Source organism: Anaerobacillus sp. ABA4_114, from assembly GCF_056159065.1.
Map to the genome: position 1 here is coordinate 655739 of NZ_JBSWUM010000001.1, position 20582 is coordinate 676320.

Annotated in this window: 17 protein-coding genes; 14 read left to right on the forward strand and 3 right to left on the reverse strand. The window is 40.1% G+C overall.

What is annotated here, in order from left to right; genetic code table 11:
* Nucleotides 1-78 precede the first annotated feature (78 nt).
* From ACXAEY_RS03155 to ACXAEY_RS03180, 6 genes are all read left to right on the forward strand, one after another.
* Nucleotides 79-213: a hypothetical protein gene (locus ACXAEY_RS03155; protein WP_474810440.1), complete on the forward strand. Its 135-nt coding sequence runs from the start codon at nt 79-81 to the stop codon at nt 211-213.
* 77 nt (nt 214-290) lie between these two features.
* Complete coding sequence (locus ACXAEY_RS03160) at nt 291-743, forward strand: SRPBCC family protein (protein ID WP_474810441.1); 453 nt, start codon at nt 291-293, stop codon at nt 741-743.
* A gap of 59 nt (nt 744-802) precedes the next feature.
* A complete protein-coding gene (locus tag ACXAEY_RS03165; RefSeq protein WP_474810442.1) occupies nt 803-1288 on the forward strand; it encodes a VanZ family protein in 486 nt (161 codons plus the stop codon).
* 168 nt (nt 1289-1456) lie between these two features.
* A complete protein-coding gene (locus ACXAEY_RS03170) occupies nt 1457-3733 on the forward strand; it encodes a cell wall-binding repeat-containing protein (protein ID WP_474810444.1) in 2277 nt (758 codons plus the stop codon).
* Between the two features lie 156 nt (nt 3734-3889).
* On the forward strand, nt 3890-4177 hold the full coding sequence (locus tag ACXAEY_RS03175) for a hypothetical protein (RefSeq protein ID WP_270180138.1): 288 nt from the start codon (nt 3890-3892) through the stop codon (nt 4175-4177).
* Nucleotides 4178-4391: 214 nt separating this feature from the next.
* Complete coding sequence (locus ACXAEY_RS03180; protein ID WP_474810446.1) at nt 4392-5384, forward strand: Gfo/Idh/MocA family protein; 993 nt, start codon at nt 4392-4394, stop codon at nt 5382-5384.
* Nucleotides 5385-5406: 22 nt separating this feature from the next.
* Here ACXAEY_RS03180 and ACXAEY_RS03185 read toward each other — a convergent pair whose 3' ends face one another.
* From ACXAEY_RS03185 to ACXAEY_RS03195, 3 genes are all read right to left on the reverse strand, one after another.
* A complete protein-coding gene (locus ACXAEY_RS03185; RefSeq protein ID WP_474810448.1) occupies nt 5407-6189 on the reverse strand; it encodes an HAD-IIB family hydrolase in 783 nt (260 codons plus the stop codon).
* A gap of 99 nt (nt 6190-6288) precedes the next feature.
* Nucleotides 6289-6417, reverse strand: a complete 129-nt coding sequence (locus ACXAEY_RS03190) for a hypothetical protein (RefSeq protein ID WP_474810450.1) — start codon at nt 6415-6417, stop codon at nt 6289-6291.
* A gap of 15 nt (nt 6418-6432) precedes the next feature.
* A complete protein-coding gene (locus tag ACXAEY_RS03195; protein ID WP_474810452.1) occupies nt 6433-7692 on the reverse strand; it encodes a tetratricopeptide repeat protein in 1260 nt (419 codons plus the stop codon).
* A 203-nt stretch (nt 7693-7895) separates the two neighbouring features.
* Between ACXAEY_RS03195 and ACXAEY_RS03200 the strand changes: the two genes are divergently transcribed.
* The 8 genes from ACXAEY_RS03200 (at nt 7896) to ACXAEY_RS03235 (ending at nt 20570) form a co-directional block, all read left to right on the forward strand.
* Complete coding sequence (locus ACXAEY_RS03200; RefSeq protein WP_474810454.1) at nt 7896-8108, forward strand: hypothetical protein; 213 nt, start codon at nt 7896-7898, stop codon at nt 8106-8108.
* Nucleotides 8109-8185: 77 nt separating this feature from the next.
* Entirely contained in the window at nt 8186-10231 is a 2046-nt protein-coding gene (locus tag ACXAEY_RS03205) for a cell wall-binding repeat-containing protein (RefSeq protein ID WP_474810456.1), read from the forward strand.
* A 221-nt stretch (nt 10232-10452) separates the two neighbouring features.
* Entirely contained in the window at nt 10453-14613 is a 4161-nt protein-coding gene (locus ACXAEY_RS03210) for a cell wall-binding repeat-containing protein (protein WP_474810458.1), read from the forward strand.
* A gap of 193 nt (nt 14614-14806) precedes the next feature.
* The gene (locus ACXAEY_RS03215) at nt 14807-15577 is read left to right on the forward strand and encodes a hypothetical protein (RefSeq protein ID WP_474810460.1); all 771 of its coding nucleotides are present in this window, start codon (nt 14807-14809) and stop codon (nt 15575-15577) included.
* Nucleotides 15578-15830: 253 nt separating this feature from the next.
* Complete coding sequence (locus ACXAEY_RS03220) at nt 15831-16847, forward strand: Gfo/Idh/MocA family protein (protein ID WP_474810462.1); 1017 nt, start codon at nt 15831-15833, stop codon at nt 16845-16847.
* A gap of 23 nt (nt 16848-16870) precedes the next feature.
* The gene (locus tag ACXAEY_RS03225; protein WP_474810464.1) at nt 16871-18202 is read left to right on the forward strand and encodes a nucleotide sugar dehydrogenase; all 1332 of its coding nucleotides are present in this window, start codon (nt 16871-16873) and stop codon (nt 18200-18202) included.
* 83 nt (nt 18203-18285) lie between these two features.
* Entirely contained in the window at nt 18286-19338 is a 1053-nt protein-coding gene (wecB, locus tag ACXAEY_RS03230) for a non-hydrolyzing UDP-N-acetylglucosamine 2-epimerase (protein WP_474810466.1), read from the forward strand.
* A 17-nt stretch (nt 19339-19355) separates the two neighbouring features.
* Entirely contained in the window at nt 19356-20570 is a 1215-nt protein-coding gene (locus ACXAEY_RS03235; RefSeq protein ID WP_474810468.1) for a glycosyltransferase family 4 protein, read from the forward strand.
* Nucleotides 20571-20582: the final 12 nt, after the last annotated feature.

Here is a 20582-nt window from a genome sequence, read left to right on the forward strand (position 1 = left end):
AATATTATAAAAAATTATTTTTGTACATGAATTTGTTGTGTGAGTTTAAACTATGACAAAGAAAAAGGAGGTAACGATATGAAGAAAAGAAAAGCTCAGAAAAATGCTGCGATCACTAATAATCAAACTCCGACTGAAAGCCTTCCAGACCCTGAGGGAGAGTATAAGAGAAGTAAACATAAAGAAGTCACTGCACCAAAATTAGAAGAGTAGAGGACTTTCCTCTACTCGGTTAAAAAATTCAAGCAATATTAATCTTCACGAACTTGGTGTTGTAAAGGGGTAGGAGAATGCCGGTCATTTATCTAGAAACATTCATTGAAGCTCCGATCGAGAGGTGCTTTGATCTTGCAAGAAACGTCGATGTTCATACAAAGAGCGCAAAAGGGACAGATGAAAAAGCGGTTGCTGGCGTAACGGAAGGACTATTAGAAGTTGGTGATTATGTAACGTGGGAAGCAACTCATCTGGGAGTGAAGCAAACGTTGACTGCTCAAATCACTGCAATGAATAGACCAGATTGGTTTATTGATGAGATGGTGTCTGGAGCTTTTCATTCGTTTATACATACACATAGGTTTGAAGAATTTGACGGCGTAACGTTAATGATTGACCAGTTTATTTATAAAGCCCCTTTTGGACTAGTGGGGTCCATTGCGAACGTACTTTTCCTCAAACGATATATGCACCGCTTTCTTCATACTAGAGCTTCAGCTCTTAAAGAAATCGCTGAATCAAGTTGAATAGTACTCACTTCTCCTGGCAATAATCGTAACGATTAAGGGGAGTGAGGAATATTTCTATGAAAATCTTGAGTACGATTTGTTCAATCTTGTTTTTATCTTACATTGTAATGGGGATGGCAATTATTACAGCTGCTGTTCTTCAATATCCTCTAGCTGAACACTTCTCCACTAGCAGATTTTTACCTGAAATAATTCACTATGGGCCTCTCGAAATGAGCCTCGAGAGGAATGGTCAAGACGGCATGGTGAATTTCCTCATTAGAAAAGCAGGTCATTTTGTTATGTATAGCTTTCTGGCGATTTTCTTAATGATTGTTTTTCAAGTAAGGCCATATGTCGTTAAAATCTCTTTGGTATTAGCCAGTATAGGTGCTCTTGGGGCAATGGATGAAATGGTACAAGCATTCCTCCCAGAAAGGAGCTCATTACTTATGGATGTCTTTGTGGACATCGCTGGTGGATGTTTTGGGGTCATACTATTTCTCTTATTGATAGGTAGTCACAGCAATGTACCTAAGGTGAAGGGAAAAATAGTTGGTTAGAGAAACTTTTATAGTAAAAAAGAACCTATAAGGGATCGCCTTATAGGTATTTCTATGTTATTTATGTAAGATTTGTCATTTTTACCATTCAATATGTCGAAATTATGCTAAAGTGTTGTAAAAGGGAAAAATTTATTTTCCGACAAATTACTTAGGGGGAAAAGGGATTTGAAAGTATTCACATCACTTTTAGCAGGCATTTTAGCACTTTCGTTGTCGGTTCAACATGTCGAGGCAGCAGAGGACCACGTTTCTGTGAGACTAGTAAACTTCATTAAAAACAAAACAGAAGTTTCCTTCAATGTGAATGGTAGCTACCATGTAGATGGTAGTGAAATCAACATTCAAAGTAATGATGGTAATCAGTTTAAGGTAAAAGCAGAATCCGGTGATGTTGTTTTGTACAAAGGGAACTCGAAGCTTGGGAATTTTGGCGATAGCATGACGTTGGTTCCTACTATCACAGGTGCGAAAGATAGTTACATAGAACTCGGGGATAAAAGCTATCTTGGTGAGATTGAGATGACTGTTGAAGGAAACTATATTCGTCCGATCAACACGTTGCCGATGGAGGATTATCTTAAGGGAGTCGTACCGAGTGAAATGATGCCTTATTGGGGTGATCATGGCGGTCAAGAAGCCCTTAAAGCACAGGCAGTTGCAGCCAGAACTTTTGCTAAAGTAGATATGCTCAATCAAGAAGCAAACCCAGATCGATATCCGTTTACTGATACTACGATGAGTCAGGTGTATAAAGGGATGCACTGGTATGACACGACGAATCGAGCGGTTGATGAGACAGCTGGGAAAGTACTGAAATACGCAAATAGTAAAGGTGAATTAGATTACATCGGTGCGTTTTACTCATCAAGTAATGGTGGGAGAGTGCTGTCCAATACAAATGCATGGGGAAGTGCACTAGTCCCTTATCTTCAAGGGAAAGAAGATCCGTACGATGAGAAAATCACTACTTCTTCAGATTTGTGGAGCTACACACTAGGGAAAGAGCAAATCGACACTACTAAATTGGACTTAAAAAAGCCTGAGTCATGGTGGGATAATGTTACTGAATTAGGTACGGATACAACAGAAATTCAAACGATCAAAAGTAGACTCGTAAGCAAATATGGATTTAACTCCAAAGACGAGATAAAGATTACGAAGATCAACGATATTTCATTTACACTTCCTCCATTCAATTCCAACGATGTTTTGAAAGGAAGCCTATCATTTAGCTATTTCATCAAACAAGAAGATGGGTTTGTAATGGAAGATGGTAAAATAAAAGAACATACAAAGGAAATCAATGATACATCCTACAACATTAGATTTATGATCGGTACGTCGATCATGAAAGGCCCTTACGTTAAGAAAATCGATAACAAAGCTGATTCTTTCACCGTTTATGGCAGCGGATTCGGACACGGTATCGGTATGAGTCAATACGGTGCATATCAGCAGTCCAAAGAAGGGCGTACGTACGATCAAATTCTTGATTTCTACTATACTGATACAAAGTTAGTGCAAGAAGGCACTGTCGTTTCGAGTGAAAGACTTTCTGGTTTAGATCGCTATGGCACAAGTGTTGCTGTATCTCAATACGGTTGGAAGAATCAATCAGATGTTGCGGTAATCGGCCGTGGAGATGTTGCGATCGATGCACTTACAGGAAGTGTATTAGCGAAGAAATATAATGCACCTCTATTGTTAACGCCGTCTACTCAACTTGACGAACGTGTCGAGGCAGAGTTGAATCGTTTGAAACCTCAAAAAATCTATATTCTTGGTGGAACTGGTGCTGTATCTGAGAGCATCGAAGGTACACTAAAAGGGAAAGCATATGTTCAGGAAGTTGAACGCGTAAGTGGGAAAGATCGCTATGAGACGGCTGTTGAAGTTGCAGAGGAAGTAGGCAATTATAATCAGGCGATTCTTGCTTCTGGGAATGATTCGTCGCCAGATGCACTTTCGATTGCTTCTTATGCTGCGGCTTCACAAGTTCCAATCTTGTTAACACCAGAGAGTAAAATAAGTACTCCGACGGATAACTACCTTCAAACCGTCAATGTTAAAAAAGCTACATTGATTGGAGGAAAGGGTGTAATATCCAACAATATTGAAGCGGAATTGAAAGAAGACGGTCTTACGATAGATCGCGTAAGTGGAAAAGACCGTTATGAAACAAGTGTTGAAATCGCAAAGACGTATGATTTTGCAGCTTCAAATGTCTTCTTTGCTAATGGAGATGTGTTTATCGATGCATTGCCTGGTTCATCTTTAGCAGCGGCTATGCAAGCACCTGTTCTTTTGACGCAAAAAGATACGTTGCCAAAATCAGTAGACAGCTATTTGAAGGGCAGTCATTCAACAAATGTTTACTTGCTCGGAGGTAAGGGTGCAATTTCTAACAGCACGGTAGAATCGATTGAGAAAAGTTTAAATTAAGAGAATGTCCCACTTTCTATTAAGAAGGTGGGATTTGTTCTATCGAAGTGTAATTTCACGGTTTATGTGTTATGCTTTTTAGAAGATATTTGGTATGAATCTATGAATAAAGTAATCAGGTACACAAATAAGCCTCACCTCTAAGGACGTGATTCGATGCACGATAAACAGGAGATCGAAATTGTATGTGATGCTTTGCGAACGTATTGGCGTCAACATCCTGAAAAGAAACTAGGTCAGTTGTTATCCGACTTATTTGATGAGCGCAGTGAAGGCAAGTCTTTTTCTGAAACGGGAGACGATGAGTGGCTGCACTGGATGCTTGAGAATAGCAAACATCAGCATCGTATCGAAAAGAAGTATCGCTATGAAGCTCAAATCAGTGATCTCGAAAAACATATTCGTCCGGAATTGATTGAAGTGATCAGACGCTTTTCAAAATAAATAAGATAGTCAAAGAGCCGCTCTCCAAATGGAGAGCGGCTCTTACTTTTCCTTATAATCAAAAGGGGGGATTAAAGGGATTACTTAATGTTTCGACTTTAGACGATGCAAGATGGGGGTAGTGTAAAGGAAAATTTTACAGGCATATTAAAATGAATGCAGGCTCACGTATGCTAAGCTATACGTGTAAACAAGAGACAAAGGAGAGAGTTAGATGACGATTAGATTTGGTATCATGGGTACTGCAAATATTGCCCGAAAAGCTCTGATCCCTGCAATGAAATCTGCAAAAAATGTTCAAGTAGTGAGTGTTGCGAGTGGAAGTGGGAAAGCGAAGGCGTTCGCAGAAGAGATGGAAATCGAAAGGTATCATGACACCTATGAAGAGATGCTTGATGATGAAACGATCGATGCTGTTTATATTCCTCTTCCAAATACTCTCCATAAGAAATGGACGATCGAAGCAGCGAAAAAAGGTAAGCATGTGTTGTGTGAAAAGCCTGCAGCGATTACAGCACAAGATGCTGAAGAAATGGTTCGAGCGTGTGAAGAAAACGGCGTTACGTTTATGGAAGCCTTTATGTATCAGTTTCACCCACAGCATGATAAGGTGCGTGATGTGATTGCTTCTGGAGAAATCGGTGATGTGAAGCATATGCGTTCAACGTTCTCTTTCTATCTTGGAGACCGCCCTGAAAACATAAGGTTGAATAGAGAACTTGGCGGTGGAAGTATCTGGGACGTTGGTTGTTATTGTATCCACTCCTCTCGTCATATTCTCGGAAGTGAGCCGACAAGAGTGTTTGTTGAAGGGAACGTTTCTGAAAACGTAGGGGTAGACCTGTCAGCGAATGGTATCCTTATATTTCCAAATGGCGTTTCCGCCTCATTTGATTGTAGTTTTGAGCGTCAAATGAACAATGTATATGAAGTATTCGGCACGAAGGGAAGTATTAAGGTGCCGTTCGCATACCGTCCTGATGCACCTAATGCTGAGGGAGTGGTCGAGGTAACTAACAGTGAAGGGGAAACGAGATTCGAACCGATCGATGGTGATCAGTACACGTTGATGGTCGAGCATTTTGCAGAGTGTGCGATGGATCGTAAACGCCCTTTCTACTCCGGTGAACTGACCGTAAATAACTTAAAAGTCATCGAAGCCTCTTACGAATCACTGGAACAAAATCGTCCGATCGACATTCGATAAACGAAAAGCACACTGGCCTTTATTAGCCAGTGTGCTTTTTCAAAAGCTCTTTTGTTCCTTTAGAAAATGATGCTGAACTAGAAACAGTTAAAATTCTGTCTTCTTCAGGTGCGTTTCCTTCACCAACCCAATGGAATTTGATGTCTTCATACTTCTGTTCACGCGCAGTTACTGCCATGACCATATCCCCAGTGCTATCTCCAAAAACCAGTACCTTATTATGTTCCTTGTGCTTCACTTCAGAAATAATCCACTCAGCGCCAATTTTCTTTGATAGATCAGGGTGAATAACATCAACACCATACGTAGAGACAACGGTGTTATTTCCAGAGTCTTTAGAGATTGATTCAATCTTCGAAGCGTAATCTTGTAGGGCTTTTCTTGTATTCCTAAGATGTTCTCGATCACCAGGTTCTCCGTGAACAGCCTCAACCGTACCCATCGATTCTTTTGTATCATCCCATTCGATAAGCCCTTGGAATTCGGAATGCTTGCTTACATCGTATAGCAACTGTTTTACCTCGTCATCGATAACATACGTAGTATCTAAGCTCCAGGAAGAAATATCGGTGCCTCGACCTTTGATCGCTCCATGCTCGGCTACACAATATAGGGTGGACCAATCGACATCGTTACTGAGAAGTGGAAACAAGTTTTCTGAAAGCCACCCTCGAGAACGACCTGTCACGAAAGAGACGATGTTTCCTTCTTTCGCAAGATCTTCCACTAACTTTACTGCATCTTCGTCTGGCTTTGCATTTTCGTCGGTTAACACGCCATCAACGTCGAACATATAAAATGCCATCAGTAGCACGCTCCTTATCTAATAGATACTGTTTAGTATAGCTAATTTTAAAAGTAGAGCAAATAAATAACCTGACGCAGTTTGCGTCAGGTTATGAGATTATGCGATTACTTCAGTTTTTACTTCTGGTGTATGGTCTTTAGAATCAGGTACCTTATCGTGGTCACTCATCAACGCAATACTACCAACACTAGCTACTAATAACATATTAACGATAAACTTTTTCATACATCTTCTCCCTTTCTAATTCATAATTTTTTTTCTAGCATCATTGGCTAGTCTAAAGTAAAAGCTGGAGTTTTTATATTGACCACTATTAAAATAGTAATCTGCCAGCATTTCTCCATAATGTGACACATGAATCCAATAGTTTTTTGTTTCAAAGTAATTTACAGCGTCCTTTAGTAGCTCTTCAGGATTATTGCTGCTATCAGTCAACTTCAATTCAAGGAGTTTAAAATGATAGATATACTCAAGATACTCAGTTTTGGTTACTAGCTTCATTCCTTCTTCAATCCAATGGCGAGCTAGCTTATAATCATTTATCTTGTAATACTCTGATGCAATTAAAAACATTGTTTTAGAACGATCTTCAATTTCATGTTCTTCATTATTTTGAAGTCCAGATTGATAGTACTGCAACGCCTTTTCAGAATTATTTAGGAATGAATAGACATAACCTAAGTCGTGATAAATAATGCTTTTTAAGCGTTTATCATTGAATGATTCAGCATACTTTAGTGCATTTTGGAAATGATGCTCAGCTTCTCCATAATTTAGTATAACGCGATTGTTTACACCGAGTAAGATCTCAGTATCAGCCGCTCGCTTGAAGTTATACTCCTTATTAAAGAGGTCTAGACATTTCGTTGCAAGGTTATTTGACAGTGTGATTTGACTGATTCGATTGTGAACGAGTGCTTGCTGATAATAGAATTCAGCTAACTCAGCATTATTCGTTTTCATGGAAGTAAGAAGCTTGTACGCTTTAGTGTACTGTTCATTCGCTTCTTTGTATTTACGATTTTGGTAGTAATATAGTCCAAGGAAATAGTAGTAAAAGTACTCAAGATCTTCAGACAATCTTTCTTGAACATGGTATAGTTTTTCCAAAATATCGTTCGCTTTATCTGCTTCCCTAAGAAGGATGTGGTATCTGAAGGTGAGAAGGAGGTATTTTGTTAGCATATCTGGATCTTCTACTCCCTCAATCTCTTCTTCGATCCGCTTTTTGAGCAACGTTACTTCATCAAAGTTACGTAGGCGCATTTCTTTATACCAGGTATCCAAGTCGTTGTGTAATCGATTGATCTTATCTTCATCATCAACCTGTTCAAGAGATACACCCAATTCTTTACATAAATGCTCGACTAATTCCTCACTCGGCTGTGCTAGTCCATGTTCAATTTTGCTTAGATAGGGGATCGAACAAATACCTGAAGCAAGCTGTTCTTGCGTGATCCCTTTCATTTGTCTGAAATAACGGATTTTTGCCCCAATCATGAGATGCTTCCTTTCTCCTAGAACTATTCTATTACAGTTTACTAAAAATTTTAATAAATGAAAATAGATTTAAGGTTGGGAAATATGGTGAGAAAAACGGTGATAAATGTCCCATTTTGTTACTAGGTTTCCCAATATTCTCTTGTGCAAAGATTCTGATAGTATGCTATATATAAACTATAACATACAAAAGGAGGTTAAATATGGAAGAAAGGATAAAGAACATGGAAACGTTAGTCGCTAGTTTGATACAGATCATCGGTTCATTACGAAAAGAACAAAGCCTTTTGGAAGCCAAACACTCCAAGCTCCAATCCTCATATGATGCACTTCTTCTCGAAATCTCATCCCACAGACCCATTTATGATTGTGCCAAAGCTCCTCACTCTCAAGAATCACCAGTATGTGACATTTAAACTATTTGTCGTAAAACTCTTTCAATTCTTACTCGATTTCCTTATTCTATTACTACAATGCATTAGGGGGAAAAGAATTGAAGGCAATCTATAAGATAACGTTTATGGCTTTTATCCTCAGCTTATTTATCATATCTACCCACCAAGTAAACGCTGAAGAAACCGTGAAAATAATCGTGAAGTACAATGAATCTGATGAAGTAGTAAGAACACAATCTAGTAAGAGCAGCTTTGAAGTAATAGAGACAACAAAGTCTCAAAAGAACAGCGTGATGAAAGAGCTAGAAAATGCTCCAAATGTTGACTATGTTGAAGAAGATGCCCCAGTCTATTTGATGAATTCAAACGATCCTGATTTTAATAAACAAAGAGGTTATCTATCAGAAGTTTCAACAACCGATGCATGGAATACATACGTCCAGAAGGATGATGTAGTTGTAGCTGTTCTTGATACAGGCGTAGATCTTGATCATCCCGATTTAAAAGGGAATTTAGTTAAGGGGATCAACCTCCATTCAAAAGGAGAGACTCCTCAGGATAACGAAGGTCACGGCACTCACGTTTCTGGACTTATAGGTGCAACTACTAATAATGGAATTGGAATCGCATCTATCTCAAAAGGTGTTAAAATTATGCCGATCAAGGTGATGGATGGCAACGTTGGACAGATGTCTGCGGTCGTTGAAGGCATCGAGTACGCGATCAGCCACGGTGCAGATATTATCAACCTCAGCCTCGGTTCTTATAGTAACTTGAAGTCTATGAAGGACGTAATCGATAAAGCTTCCCAAAATGGGGTTCTAGTTGTAGCTGCAGCAGGGAACGACAATTTAAACAAAGTGAGATATCCCGCAGCTTATGAATCTACCATTGCAGTGGGTGCTACGAATACTGGAACGGATGAGAAGGGCGCTTACTCGAATTATAGTGCAGACATTGATCTTAATACTCCTGGAACGGATATTTATAGCACGTGGTTAGATGGCTATAACTATTCGACTGGGACGAGCATGTCTTCAGCTCTTGTGAGTTCAGCTGCTGGAATGGTGATGCAACATGCTCCCTTCTTAAAAGCAGACCAGGTTCGGAATATCCTAATTTCTACAACGGACCCAATCGAGGATTTAAATGAGCTTGGTACTGGAAGGCTCAATGTAGTAGGGGCCATAAATAGTGTAAAGAATAACAATCGGTTGTTTGGTGAAAATGCAGTAGAAACGGCAATTGCTGTTTCACAGAATGGTTGGCCAGAGCTAAGTGAAAAAGAAGTCGTGTTAGATGGCGCAAATCTAAAGGGGAAGTTTGCCATATTAGCGAGCGGTTTGACGTTCCCGGACAGTCTGGCAGCTTCACCACTATCGACGTACCTTGATGCTCCTATCCTCTTGCAGCAAAAAGACTCCCTATCCGATGCGAATAAAGAGGAGTTGATGAGGCTGGGCATTACTCATGTCGTCATCGTCGGAGGAAGTGGTGCAGTTTCAGATGAAATTGAAGGTCAATTAGTTGAAAATGGTATGACCACTATTCGATTATCTGGAAAAGATCGTTATGAGACGTCAGTTGCGATTAATGAGGCAATCTCATTTGAAACCGACGAAGCCATGATTGCATCTGGTGAGAACTTTCCAGACGCTCTTTCGATTGCTCCTTATGCAGGAAAAATGCAAACACCGGTTTTATTTGTTCAAAAAAACAAAGTTCCAGCCGAAGTGGCATCTTATCTCAAAGACAATCGTATAACTGATTCCTATACGATCGGTGGAGAAGGGGTCATTACAAGTCATACTACTGACTCACTCGGCGTTCCTACTACAAGAATCAGTGGAAAAGATCGTTATGAAACAAACTACCAAGTGATTAAGAGATTCAATTCTTCTAACCTAGAACATATTTATATTGCAACAGGTACGAACTTCCCTGATGCTCTTGTTGGAGGAGCACTCGCTTCAAAAAAAGATAGCCCGATCATGCTAACACATCCGGATAAGTTACTTTCTGAAGTCTCACAACAGTTGACTTATTTAAGAAACAGAGGAGCACATTCGTATAACATTTTAGGTGGCTACGGCGCTATCTCTTTTGAGCTTGCTTGGACGATTGATCATCGCCTTCTCTATTAGCTTCGATTCATTTCGAGGCTTTTTTTTGTGGGTTAGTAGAATTAGAGAATATTCTCAACCATATTGTTATATTATTTAAAATTCTTGTAATTTTATACAATTTTTTGTTGACGGTTTGTAATGTTACCAGTAAACTGAAAATACAGAAATTTTGTAAATATCTAACGAGGAGGGTCGGATGAAGAGGGATTTTTTAAACTAACTTAGGGGGAAATTTATACATGACATTCAAGAACAAAGTTCTTTCCGTCGTTGCTGGGGCATCTTTGATCGCCTCATCTTTTGCGAGCGTCGGATACAATCCGGAAGTGGCTGATGCAGCATTACAAGAGACGAAGAAGTTTAAGGCACCGATTTCTCAAGAGATTTCTGCTCTTGCACTAAGTGGTGAGCAATCTCAAGAACTAATCGTTGTTACAAAAGGGAAGAAAGATATTAGCTCTCAACTAAAGAAGTTGGGTGTCAAAGTAAAGGACAACCATAAGAACTTTATTTACTTAACAGAAATGCCTACATCGAAAGTTATGGATGTTTATAACATGAAAGATGTAGCGTCACTTGGTAAGAACGGAACAGTAGAACTTGAAAAAACCTTCGATGATCCAGACATCAAACCAGTTAATGAACTAGGTGGAGAAGTGGATGGTCCGCAAACTGAGGAAACTCACGGTGCGACTGGTGTAGATGAATTTCATAACAAATATGATGGTTCCGGCATAAGAGTAGGAATCATTGACTCTGGTCCAGATCCAGGTCATGAAGCATTTACAGCTACTTTAAAAGATGGCTATTATGGAAAGTCAAAAATCGTAGGGGTTCGCGATTATACGATTGGTGACCAGACACGCGAGCGTGATTCTGATATACCTCTAGCAGAAGGTGACGTTATATTTGATCAAACGTTCGATGAGGGCGCTTCTTTCACTGCTGATGGTGATACATATGTAACAGCAGGAATCGATGCTTCTGATGATGAATACCATTTTGGTATGCTTGCACCTGATTATAACTCTGGTGACATGAATGCTGATGGCGAAATGACAGAAGATCATAATAAAGACGAACCAGGTAACGATGCTGACGCGTATGGCGTATTGATGGTTGATGACAAGGTTTACATCGATAATGATAACGATAAAGACTTCTCTGACGAAATGCCATATAAAAACAACGAAGCTGGTACATTCGATGTAAATCCAGATGACAACCTTGTAGGGGCTAACTTCCGTGTTAACTCAATCGATCCTGAAGGTCAATTTGCTAACATTTTCTTCGATGTTAACGGACACGGAACTCACGTTTCTGGTATTACAGCAGCAGACGGTCCTGCACGCACAAACTCTTTAGGGGCAGTTTCTAAGGATGGTGTTGCTCCAGGTGCTGAGCTTGTGGGTCTTAAAGTATTTAAGGCAGAAGGTGGAGCTTCAAGCTACAGCATTATGTCTGCAATGGTTGATGCTGCACTTCCTGAATCTATGGGTGGATTTGAAACGGATGTCGTTAATATGAGTCTTGGTTCATTGCCAGATTTGAATGACGGTACAGACTCAGATGACCAACTAGCGAACATCCTATCTGAAGAATTCGGTACGATCTTCTCGATGTCTGCTGGTAACTCTGGTCCAGGAGCAGATACTGTAGGATCACCTGGAACAAGTACAGCGTCCGTTTCAGTAGGAGCGCACATTGACGAAACCATGTGGGCAACAGAATATGGTGCATATCCATACGGTAAAAATGAAGATGGATCTCCGAAAGAAGGAGACGGTCTTTGGTACTTCTCGTCTAACGGTCCTCGTGAAGACGGCATGCAAAAGCCTGATATCGTAGCTCCAGGAGCAGCTTTTGCAGCTTATCCTGCTCAACTAGGTAATTATGCAGTTCTTCAAGGTACTAGTATGTCAGCTCCTTATGTAGCTGGTGCTCTAGCGCTATTAAAGCAAGCATCTCTTAAAGATCGTGTTCCATTCGACTATGAAACTGCACGCGAAGCGTTGATTCAAACAGCTAAGCCACTTGATGGTTACAAACGCACACAACAAGGTGCTGGATTAATCGACGTACCTGCTGCATTTGAATACTTAAAGAAAAACTTTGTTAATGATTTAAAAGAAGTGAATGTTAAAGTCTACCACGGTGAAAAAGTTTCTGGCGGTGCAGGACTTTACGTAAGAAATCAGGAGGTTCCTGAGAAGGTTGATGTTTTAATCGAGAACCCAACAGATGAGAAGAAAACGCTCTCAATCACTCCATCTGAAAGCTGGTTTACTCCTTCTAAGAAATCAATCACGTTAGAGCCAGGCAAGAGTGAAGCAATCACAGTAACCTATGATAAATCTCAGCTTGAAGTTGGTAGAAATGAAGGTACTTTAGTAATCGATGATTCTTCCACAAGCTACGTAGAAGCTAGATCTCACCAAACAATCATTATGGGTGAACAGTTTACTTCAGATAACAAGTATCGCTTTAGTGATGAAAATGAAGTACAAGCTTCTCAAACGAAGCACTATTACTTTGATGTAAAGCCAGGTATGGAAGAACTTCGTTTTGCACTTGAAGCATTACAAGAAAACGGTGAATACCAGGGTCGCGTTCGTATGATCGTCTTTGATCCAAATGGTACTGAAGTAAGTAGCTATCAGGGGTACGCTGGTTACGGTAATGGCGGATTGAAAGTTGAAGAAAACGTATTTGAAAGTCCTAAATCAGGAGTATGGGAAGTAGCGATCTACGGTACATTTGGACCTGAAGAAGGCAAAGAAATGAACAAATTCAACTTTGAAGCATTTGTTCAAGGGGTAGTAAAATCTCCTGGGCAAATTGATCTTGGTCAAACACCTGCTGGTTTTGAAACAACAAAAGAAGTAATGTTTGAAAACTACATGTCTACTTCTAAGAAAGTAGTATTGGAAACTGGTGACTTCAGCAAGGCTGAAACGATGAAGAAACGTGTAGATGTTCCACTTCAAAGTTATTATGTGCAAGAGCTTGACCTTGAAAACAATATTTCTCTAGAAGTTACTACTACAAACCCTGCTGATCCGGGAGATGATGTAGACTTAGAGTTTTATAAGGTCACTGAAGAAGGACTTGTCATGATTGCTAGTTCTGGTTCAGCTTCTTCTGACGAAGGTGTGAAGCTAAAGAACCTAGAAGATGGCAAATACGTTGCAGCAGTTTATGGTTACTCTACTGTTAATGGTAAAGCAACTAAAGTAGATTTTGCAGTTACTGAACAAAAAGTAACAAGCCCTGGCGTCGAAGGTGAGGGCGAACTAAAAGCAACAGATAAGACGTTTGATCTTGGAGTAGGAAAGTCCCTTAAAACAGATGTGAAGATCACTGCACCTGATAAATCTGGCGATTACACTGCTGGTGTATTCTTAAAAGATGCTAACACAGGTGAAGTTCTTTCAATCCTACCGGTATCGGTTGATGGTGGCGTAGTAGACGTTATCAAAGGTAAAGACCGTGAAGGTACAGCGATCGCTACATCAAAAGAAATGTATCCAAATGGTTTTGGAGAAGATGATAGCAAAACAGTTGTGATCACAACTGGCTATGACTTCCCTGATGCCCTGTCTGTAGGACCTCTAGCATCTGCTTACGGTGCTCCAATCTTACTTGCAGGACCAAAAGGAAAGCTTTCCGATCAAGTGAAGGTTGAAATCTCTCGTCTAGGTGCAGAAAATGCAATTATCGTTGGTGGAACTGGCGTAGTTTCTGATGACGTAGTTGTACAACTTGCTGAACTTGGATTGAGTGCGAAGAATGTTGAACGACTTTCTGGTAAGAGTCGATTCGACACAAACATTAAGATTGTCGACCACTTACAGAGTGAGCTTGAATTTGCTGGTAATGGTGTCTTCCTTGCAACTGGCATGACCTATGCAGACGCGCTAAGTGCTGCAAGTGTAGCTGGTGAAAATGGAATGCCAATCGTACTAACGGATGGTAAGAAGTTAACGAAGGAAGCAAAAGAAGTTCTCGCTGGTGAAAATGTATATGTTCTAGGTGGTACAGGTGCAATCTCTGACAATGTGTTCAAAGAAGTTGAAAAGATTGCTTCCAGTACTGAACGTCTGAAAGGTAAGAATCGTTATGGAACGCTTGCAGCAGTTCAGACGATGTTCGCAGATTCTACTGATACACTTTATGTAGCAAGCGGACAGACGTTCCCTGATGCTCTTGCTTCAGCTCCACTTGTAACGATGAACAACGGAACGATGATTTTAGTTCAGAAAAATGATGTTCCAGGCGAAGTTGAATCATTCCTTACAAAGTACCTCTACACGAATGATATTACTTCTGTGAAGGTACTAGGTGGAAATGGCGCTGTTAGTGAAATGACGAAAGACGAGCTACAAAAGCTAGTGAAGTAATCGTTGATTACTCGAGGTGCTACCGATCTATGATCGGTAGCACCTTTTTGTTTTCGACTAGTTTAAACAAAGACAAACAATTTTCGATATATTGTTTATTTTGTGGGGGTCTCTCTATATAATTGAAACTAAGTATTAGTAAATGTAATCAAATAAGGATAATATTTCTAACAAGAGCTAAGGGGGACTTTGTTTGAACAAAGTAATGAATATCGTACTGTTACTAGCATGTATAGTTGTCATTATATTAGGAAAGAGTCATTGGGAAAGTAGAGCGACTAATTATGAAGGTAGCGCTGGAGCTACTGAAGTAAGTTCAGAAGGGGTGAAAGATAAGGGAGATAATAAGAATCAGAACTCTGAAGGAATGAATGAGCTCGCCTCAAATCTCCCCACAGAATTAACAAAAGCGATTCAAAACGGTGAAATTCCAGTGAAAGTGGAGGCGGTAGGTTCTGCGGCTACATCTGAAGAAGCAGTCGGCTGGCCAGCAGTGTTACAAGAAAACCTGGACAATACATATGGAGACGGAGTATTTGAGCTAACGGTTAAGTCGTTCGGAGACAAAACGTCAGATGAGGTTGTTCAGGAAATTACAGCTTCTAACGTAGATGTGCTGCTACTAGAACCCTTCTTGCTTAAAAACAATGGAATTATCCGTATTGAAGATTCTCTTGAAATCACAACCAACTTGATAAATAAATATAAAAAAGTGAATGAAGATGTCACCATTATGCTTCAGCCATCGAATCCTTTATACGATGCTACGTATTATCCTTTACAAGTAGAGGATCTTGAAAGCTTCGCTTCGGATCACGACTATATTTATCTCGATCACTGGGAAGCTTGGCCAGCTTTAGATGATGAAAAGATGAACGAGTACCTCACAGATAATAGCGAGCCGAATGAGATGGGCCACAACATTTGGGCGCAATACTTAACCTCATACTTCACCGGTAATTAAGTAAAACAGTTTGATAAAATAAGAAGAGTGGTATAGAAAATTTAGTATGTACAAAAAGGCATCTGATCGGTTGATGCCTTTTTGATTTTAGTCGAATTTTAGTCGATTTAACAAAATAATTGATATTGAAAATAATTACTATACAATTACTATAGAAGATTTTATTATATAGATGTCTTTACAAGTATGTTCATAAAATATAAAGTCCGGTAGAAAACTATATATAGGAAATTGAAAAGGAGATTTTACACATATGAATTTTGCAATTGTAGGTTGTGGCCATATAGCAAAGAAACACGCTGATGCAATTCAAGCAGCTGAAGGTGCTACGCTATTTGCTGTTTGTGATACTGTTGCTGAAAAAATGGAACCATTTGTAATAGATTATGGTGTTGAAGCTTTTGATGATTTTAGCAAATTATTGGCGAATGACAACGTAGATGTGATTAACATCTGTACGCCAAGTGGTTTTCATGGCGATCTTGCTGTACAAGCAGCGGCTGCCGGGAAACACCTCGTGGTAGAAAAGCCAATTGCTCTTACTCTTGAAGATTCTCAACGCATTATCGATGCATGCAAAGAAAATAATGTTAAGCTATCAGTAGTGCATCCGAACCGTTTCCGTCCAGTGATGATGGAGATTAAAGAGTTAATGAACCAAGGTAAGATTGGTAAATTAAGTCACGCAAACGCTACTGTAAGATGGAATCGTAATCAAGCTTATTATGACCAGGCCCCTTGGAGAGGGACAAAAGCTCTAGACGGCGGCGTTTTAATGAATCAAGCGATACATAATTTGGACTTGATTCTGTGGTTGATGGGCGATGCTGAGGAAGTTTACAGCATGAGTGCTACAAGGCTTAGAGATATCGAAGCGGAAGATGTTTCAACAGGCGTTATTCGTTTTAAAAATGGATCACTCGGTGTGATCGAAGCTGCTACTACGATATATCCGAAGAACCTTGAAGAGACGATCAGTTTGTTCGGTGAGACTGGTTCGGTAAAAATTGGTGGTACGACAGCTACCCTCTTTGAACACTTGACGATCGAAGATTTAAATGACGAAGAGAGCAACACACTTATCGAGAAAGTCAAAGCTGATCCATTCGGTAAACCAGGACATCAGTGGATTATTGAGGATATGGTAAAGGCTATCGAGGAAGATCGTGAGCCTGTCGTAACGGGTGAAGACGGTAAGAAGGCACTAGCTCTCGTATTAGCGCTATACGACTCTGCAGAAACGAATGCTCCAATCAAAGTACGCGATTAATATAAAAGAAAGTAGGAATAATCATGGTTGATATTCAATTGAACACGAATGCAAAGGAACTTTTAGCAAAGATTGAAAACAAAACAGCTACAATCGGTGTAGTCGGATTAGGTTACGTTGGCCTACCACTAGCTGTTGAAAAAGCAAAAGCTGGTTACAATGTTATTGGTTTTGATGTTCAGGAAAAGCGAGTTGGCCTCGTTAATGACGGTATCAATTATATTGGAGATGTCGTCGAAGAAGAGCTTGCAGAGTACGTTGAAAAGAAGCAATTAGTTGCAACGACAGATTATTCAAGGATTACGGACGTTGATGCTGTAGCGATCTGTGTTCCGACTCCACTTGATGTGTACAAGCAGCCTGACACTTCTTATGTTGAAAGCTCTGCAAAAGAAATTGCGAAGTATCTACATGATGGTATGCTTATCGTGCTTGAAAGTACAACTTACCCAGGTACAACACAAGAGATCTTAAAACCAATCCTTGAAGCGACAGGTAAAGTATGTGGGGAAGACCTCTTCATCGCATATTCTCCTGAACGAGTTGACCCAGGTAACAAAATATATAATACAAAGAACACTCCAAAAGTTGTCGGTGGTATTACACCATCTTGTACAACAGTCGCTTCAGCGATGTACCGTAATGTGTTAGAAGGCGATGTACATGAAGTGTCAAGTCCTGCTGTCGCTGAGATGGAGAAGATTCTAGAAAACACCTTCCGAAACATCAATATCGCACTTGCAAATGAAATGGCGATTCTATGTAACAAGATGAACATCGACGTTTGGGAAGTGATCGATGCTGCAGCTACGAAGCCATACGGATTCATGCCGTTCTACCCTGGACCAGGTCTTGGCGGTCACTGTATTCCGATCGACCCATTCTACCTTACATGGAAAGCTAGAGAGTATGACTATCATACACGCCTGATCGAAATCGCAGGTGAGATCAATACGAGCATGCCTGATTTCGTTATCGATCGCTGCATGCAGATTTTGAACAAAGATAAAAAAGCTCTGAACGGTGCACGTGTCGTTGTTCTAGGTGTTGCATACAAGAAGGATATTGAGGATGTTCGTGAATCTCCAGTTCTACCTATCCTTGAACAACTAGAAGAAGCTGGAGCAGACTGGATCGTAGCAGATCCACACGTTGAATCATTTAAAGTAGCAGAAAAAGTGAATGAAACGGTTGCTCTAACGGAAGAGTTAGTCGAGAATGCGGACCTAGTCTTATTAGCGACTGACCATTCTGACTTTGACTATCAAATGATCGCAGAGAGAAGTCCTGTTATCTTTGATACACGTAACGCATTCAAAAACGTCGAAAAACCAGCTAAATACTATAAACTGTAAACTACAAAAATGGCTTGCATGCTCTTCGTGAGCGTGCTTGCCATTGTTTGTATGCATTCTAATACTTGACTTGAGGTGATCACGTGAAATTTATAACTGTACTTGGAGCTCGTCCTCAATTTATTAAAGCTGCTCCGGTTTCTAGAGAGCTAAGAAAGCGTCACGAAGAGCTTATTATCCATACTGGTCAACATTATGACAAGAACATGTCTGATATCTTTTTTGATGAACTCCACATTCCAAAGCCAGATTACAATCTAGGTATCGGTTCATCTTCCCATGGTAAACAAACTGGGGAAATGTTGACTCAAATCGAAGAGATACTATTGAAAGAGAAGCCTGACTATGTGTTGGTGTATGGTGATACAAACTCAACACTTGCAGGTTCACTAAGTGCAGCGAAGCTACATATTCCAGTCGTGCATGTTGAAGCTGGCCTACGTAGTTTTAATAAGAAGATGCCAGAAGAAATCAACCGCATCATGACGGATCATGTATCCGACTATTTATTCTGTCCTACCGATACTGCTGTTCAGAACCTAACGAACGAATCTATCACCGATGGTGTCTATAACATTGGGGATGTCATGTATGATGCAGTCGAGTATAATCGGAAGCTAGCTGAAGATAAGTCTAACGTTCTGAAAGAGCATGATTTAACTTCAAAAGAATATTACTTGATTACCGTGCATCGCGCTGAAAATACGGATGTGAAAGAAAATATTGAAGAAATTCTTAATGCTTTTAAAGAAATACCAGAACCAAAAGTATGGCCGATCCATCCTAGAACTCGTCATGTCATCGAACGACTAGGATTAAATCTTGAAGAGATTCCAAATCTGTATGTGATCGAGCCTGTCGGCTACCTCGATATGCTTACGCTTGAAAGTCATGCGCTCAAGATTTTGACGGATTCAGGCGGGGTACAGAAAGAAGCTTACTTTATGAAGGTTCCTTGTGTAACGATGCGTGAGCAAACAGAATGGGTAGAAACACTTGAGAGTGACGCAAATATCCTTGTAGGAACTGACAAAGAAAAGATACTGAGTGCTGTTAAAAAGGATGTTAATCCTGAATATAAATCGATATTTGGTGACGGAGATGCTTCATCAAAAATCGTAGCAACTTTCGAGTAAAGTAGAGGAGTTCATTTATGAAAGTCATGTTATTGAGTCAGCATTTTCCTCCGGAGGTCGGTGCGCCTCAAATTCGCTTATATGAAGTAGGTAAAGAACTACAGCGTAGAGGACACCAGGTGGAAATCGTTACTGCTTTCCCTCACCACCCTCATGGCATTATTCCTGATGAGTATAAAGGGAAATTTTATCAAAAAGATTCGTATGATGGATTGACGGTTCATCGTAGCTGGATCTATCCAAGTCCAAAGGGGAGCTTCTGGAGACGTCTGACTTCATATTTTTCATTTACGTTCAGTGCATTTTATTCCATCTTGAAAGCTAAACCAACTGATGTGATCATCTGTAACTCTCCACCATTATTCCTGGGTATTACAGGTTATCTCGCTTCAAAAATGAAAAGAGCAAAGTTTGTGTTTAACATCGCTGATATCTGGCCTGAGTCTGCAGTAGAGCTTGGAATCGTTAAAAACAAGAACTTTATCTCTTTAGCACAAAAGCTGGAAGACTGGCTCTATCGTAAGTCATGGAAGCTTGCAGCTGCCACGGAAGGCATCGCACAGTATTTAAAGGACAAAGGAATTAAAGAACAGAACGTTTTCTTACTTCCGAACGGAGTGAACATCAAAACGTTCAATCGTGAACCGAAAGACAAAGGGTGGATCGAAAAACTTGGTTTTGAAGGGAAAACAGTCTATACGTTTGCTGGTCGAATGGGCTATGCACAAGGTCTAGAATCCGTTCTTAGGGCTATTTCGCAAGTGAAGGATCGAGATGATCTGCGATTTTTATTTATTGGTGACGGCCCTGAAAAAGACAACCTTGTTCAGTTAAAAGAAGAGTTGAATTTAGATAACGTTGTTTTTCACGATTCAGTTCCTGTAAGTGAAATGCCAAAAGTGTTTTCGATCACTGATTATAGTATTGTATCTCTTAAAGATCTTGAACTTTTCAAGGGGGCGCGCCCGTCGAAGATATTCCCGGCACTAGCTTCTGGAGTTCCAATCCTTTACTGCGGTGCAGGTGAAAGTGTGAACTTACTTGAAAGCAATCACTGCGGAATCGTTGCAGAACCTGAGAATTCTCAAGATATTTCTGAGAAGATCAGGTATTGTGCAGACCTGACACCGGAACAATACGAAGAGCTGTCGCTTAACGGACGTAATTTTGTTGTGAATGAGTATTCCTGGGAAAAAATCGTACAAGACCTGCTAGTAGAAGTCTCAGATTAAGGAGTTGTCATT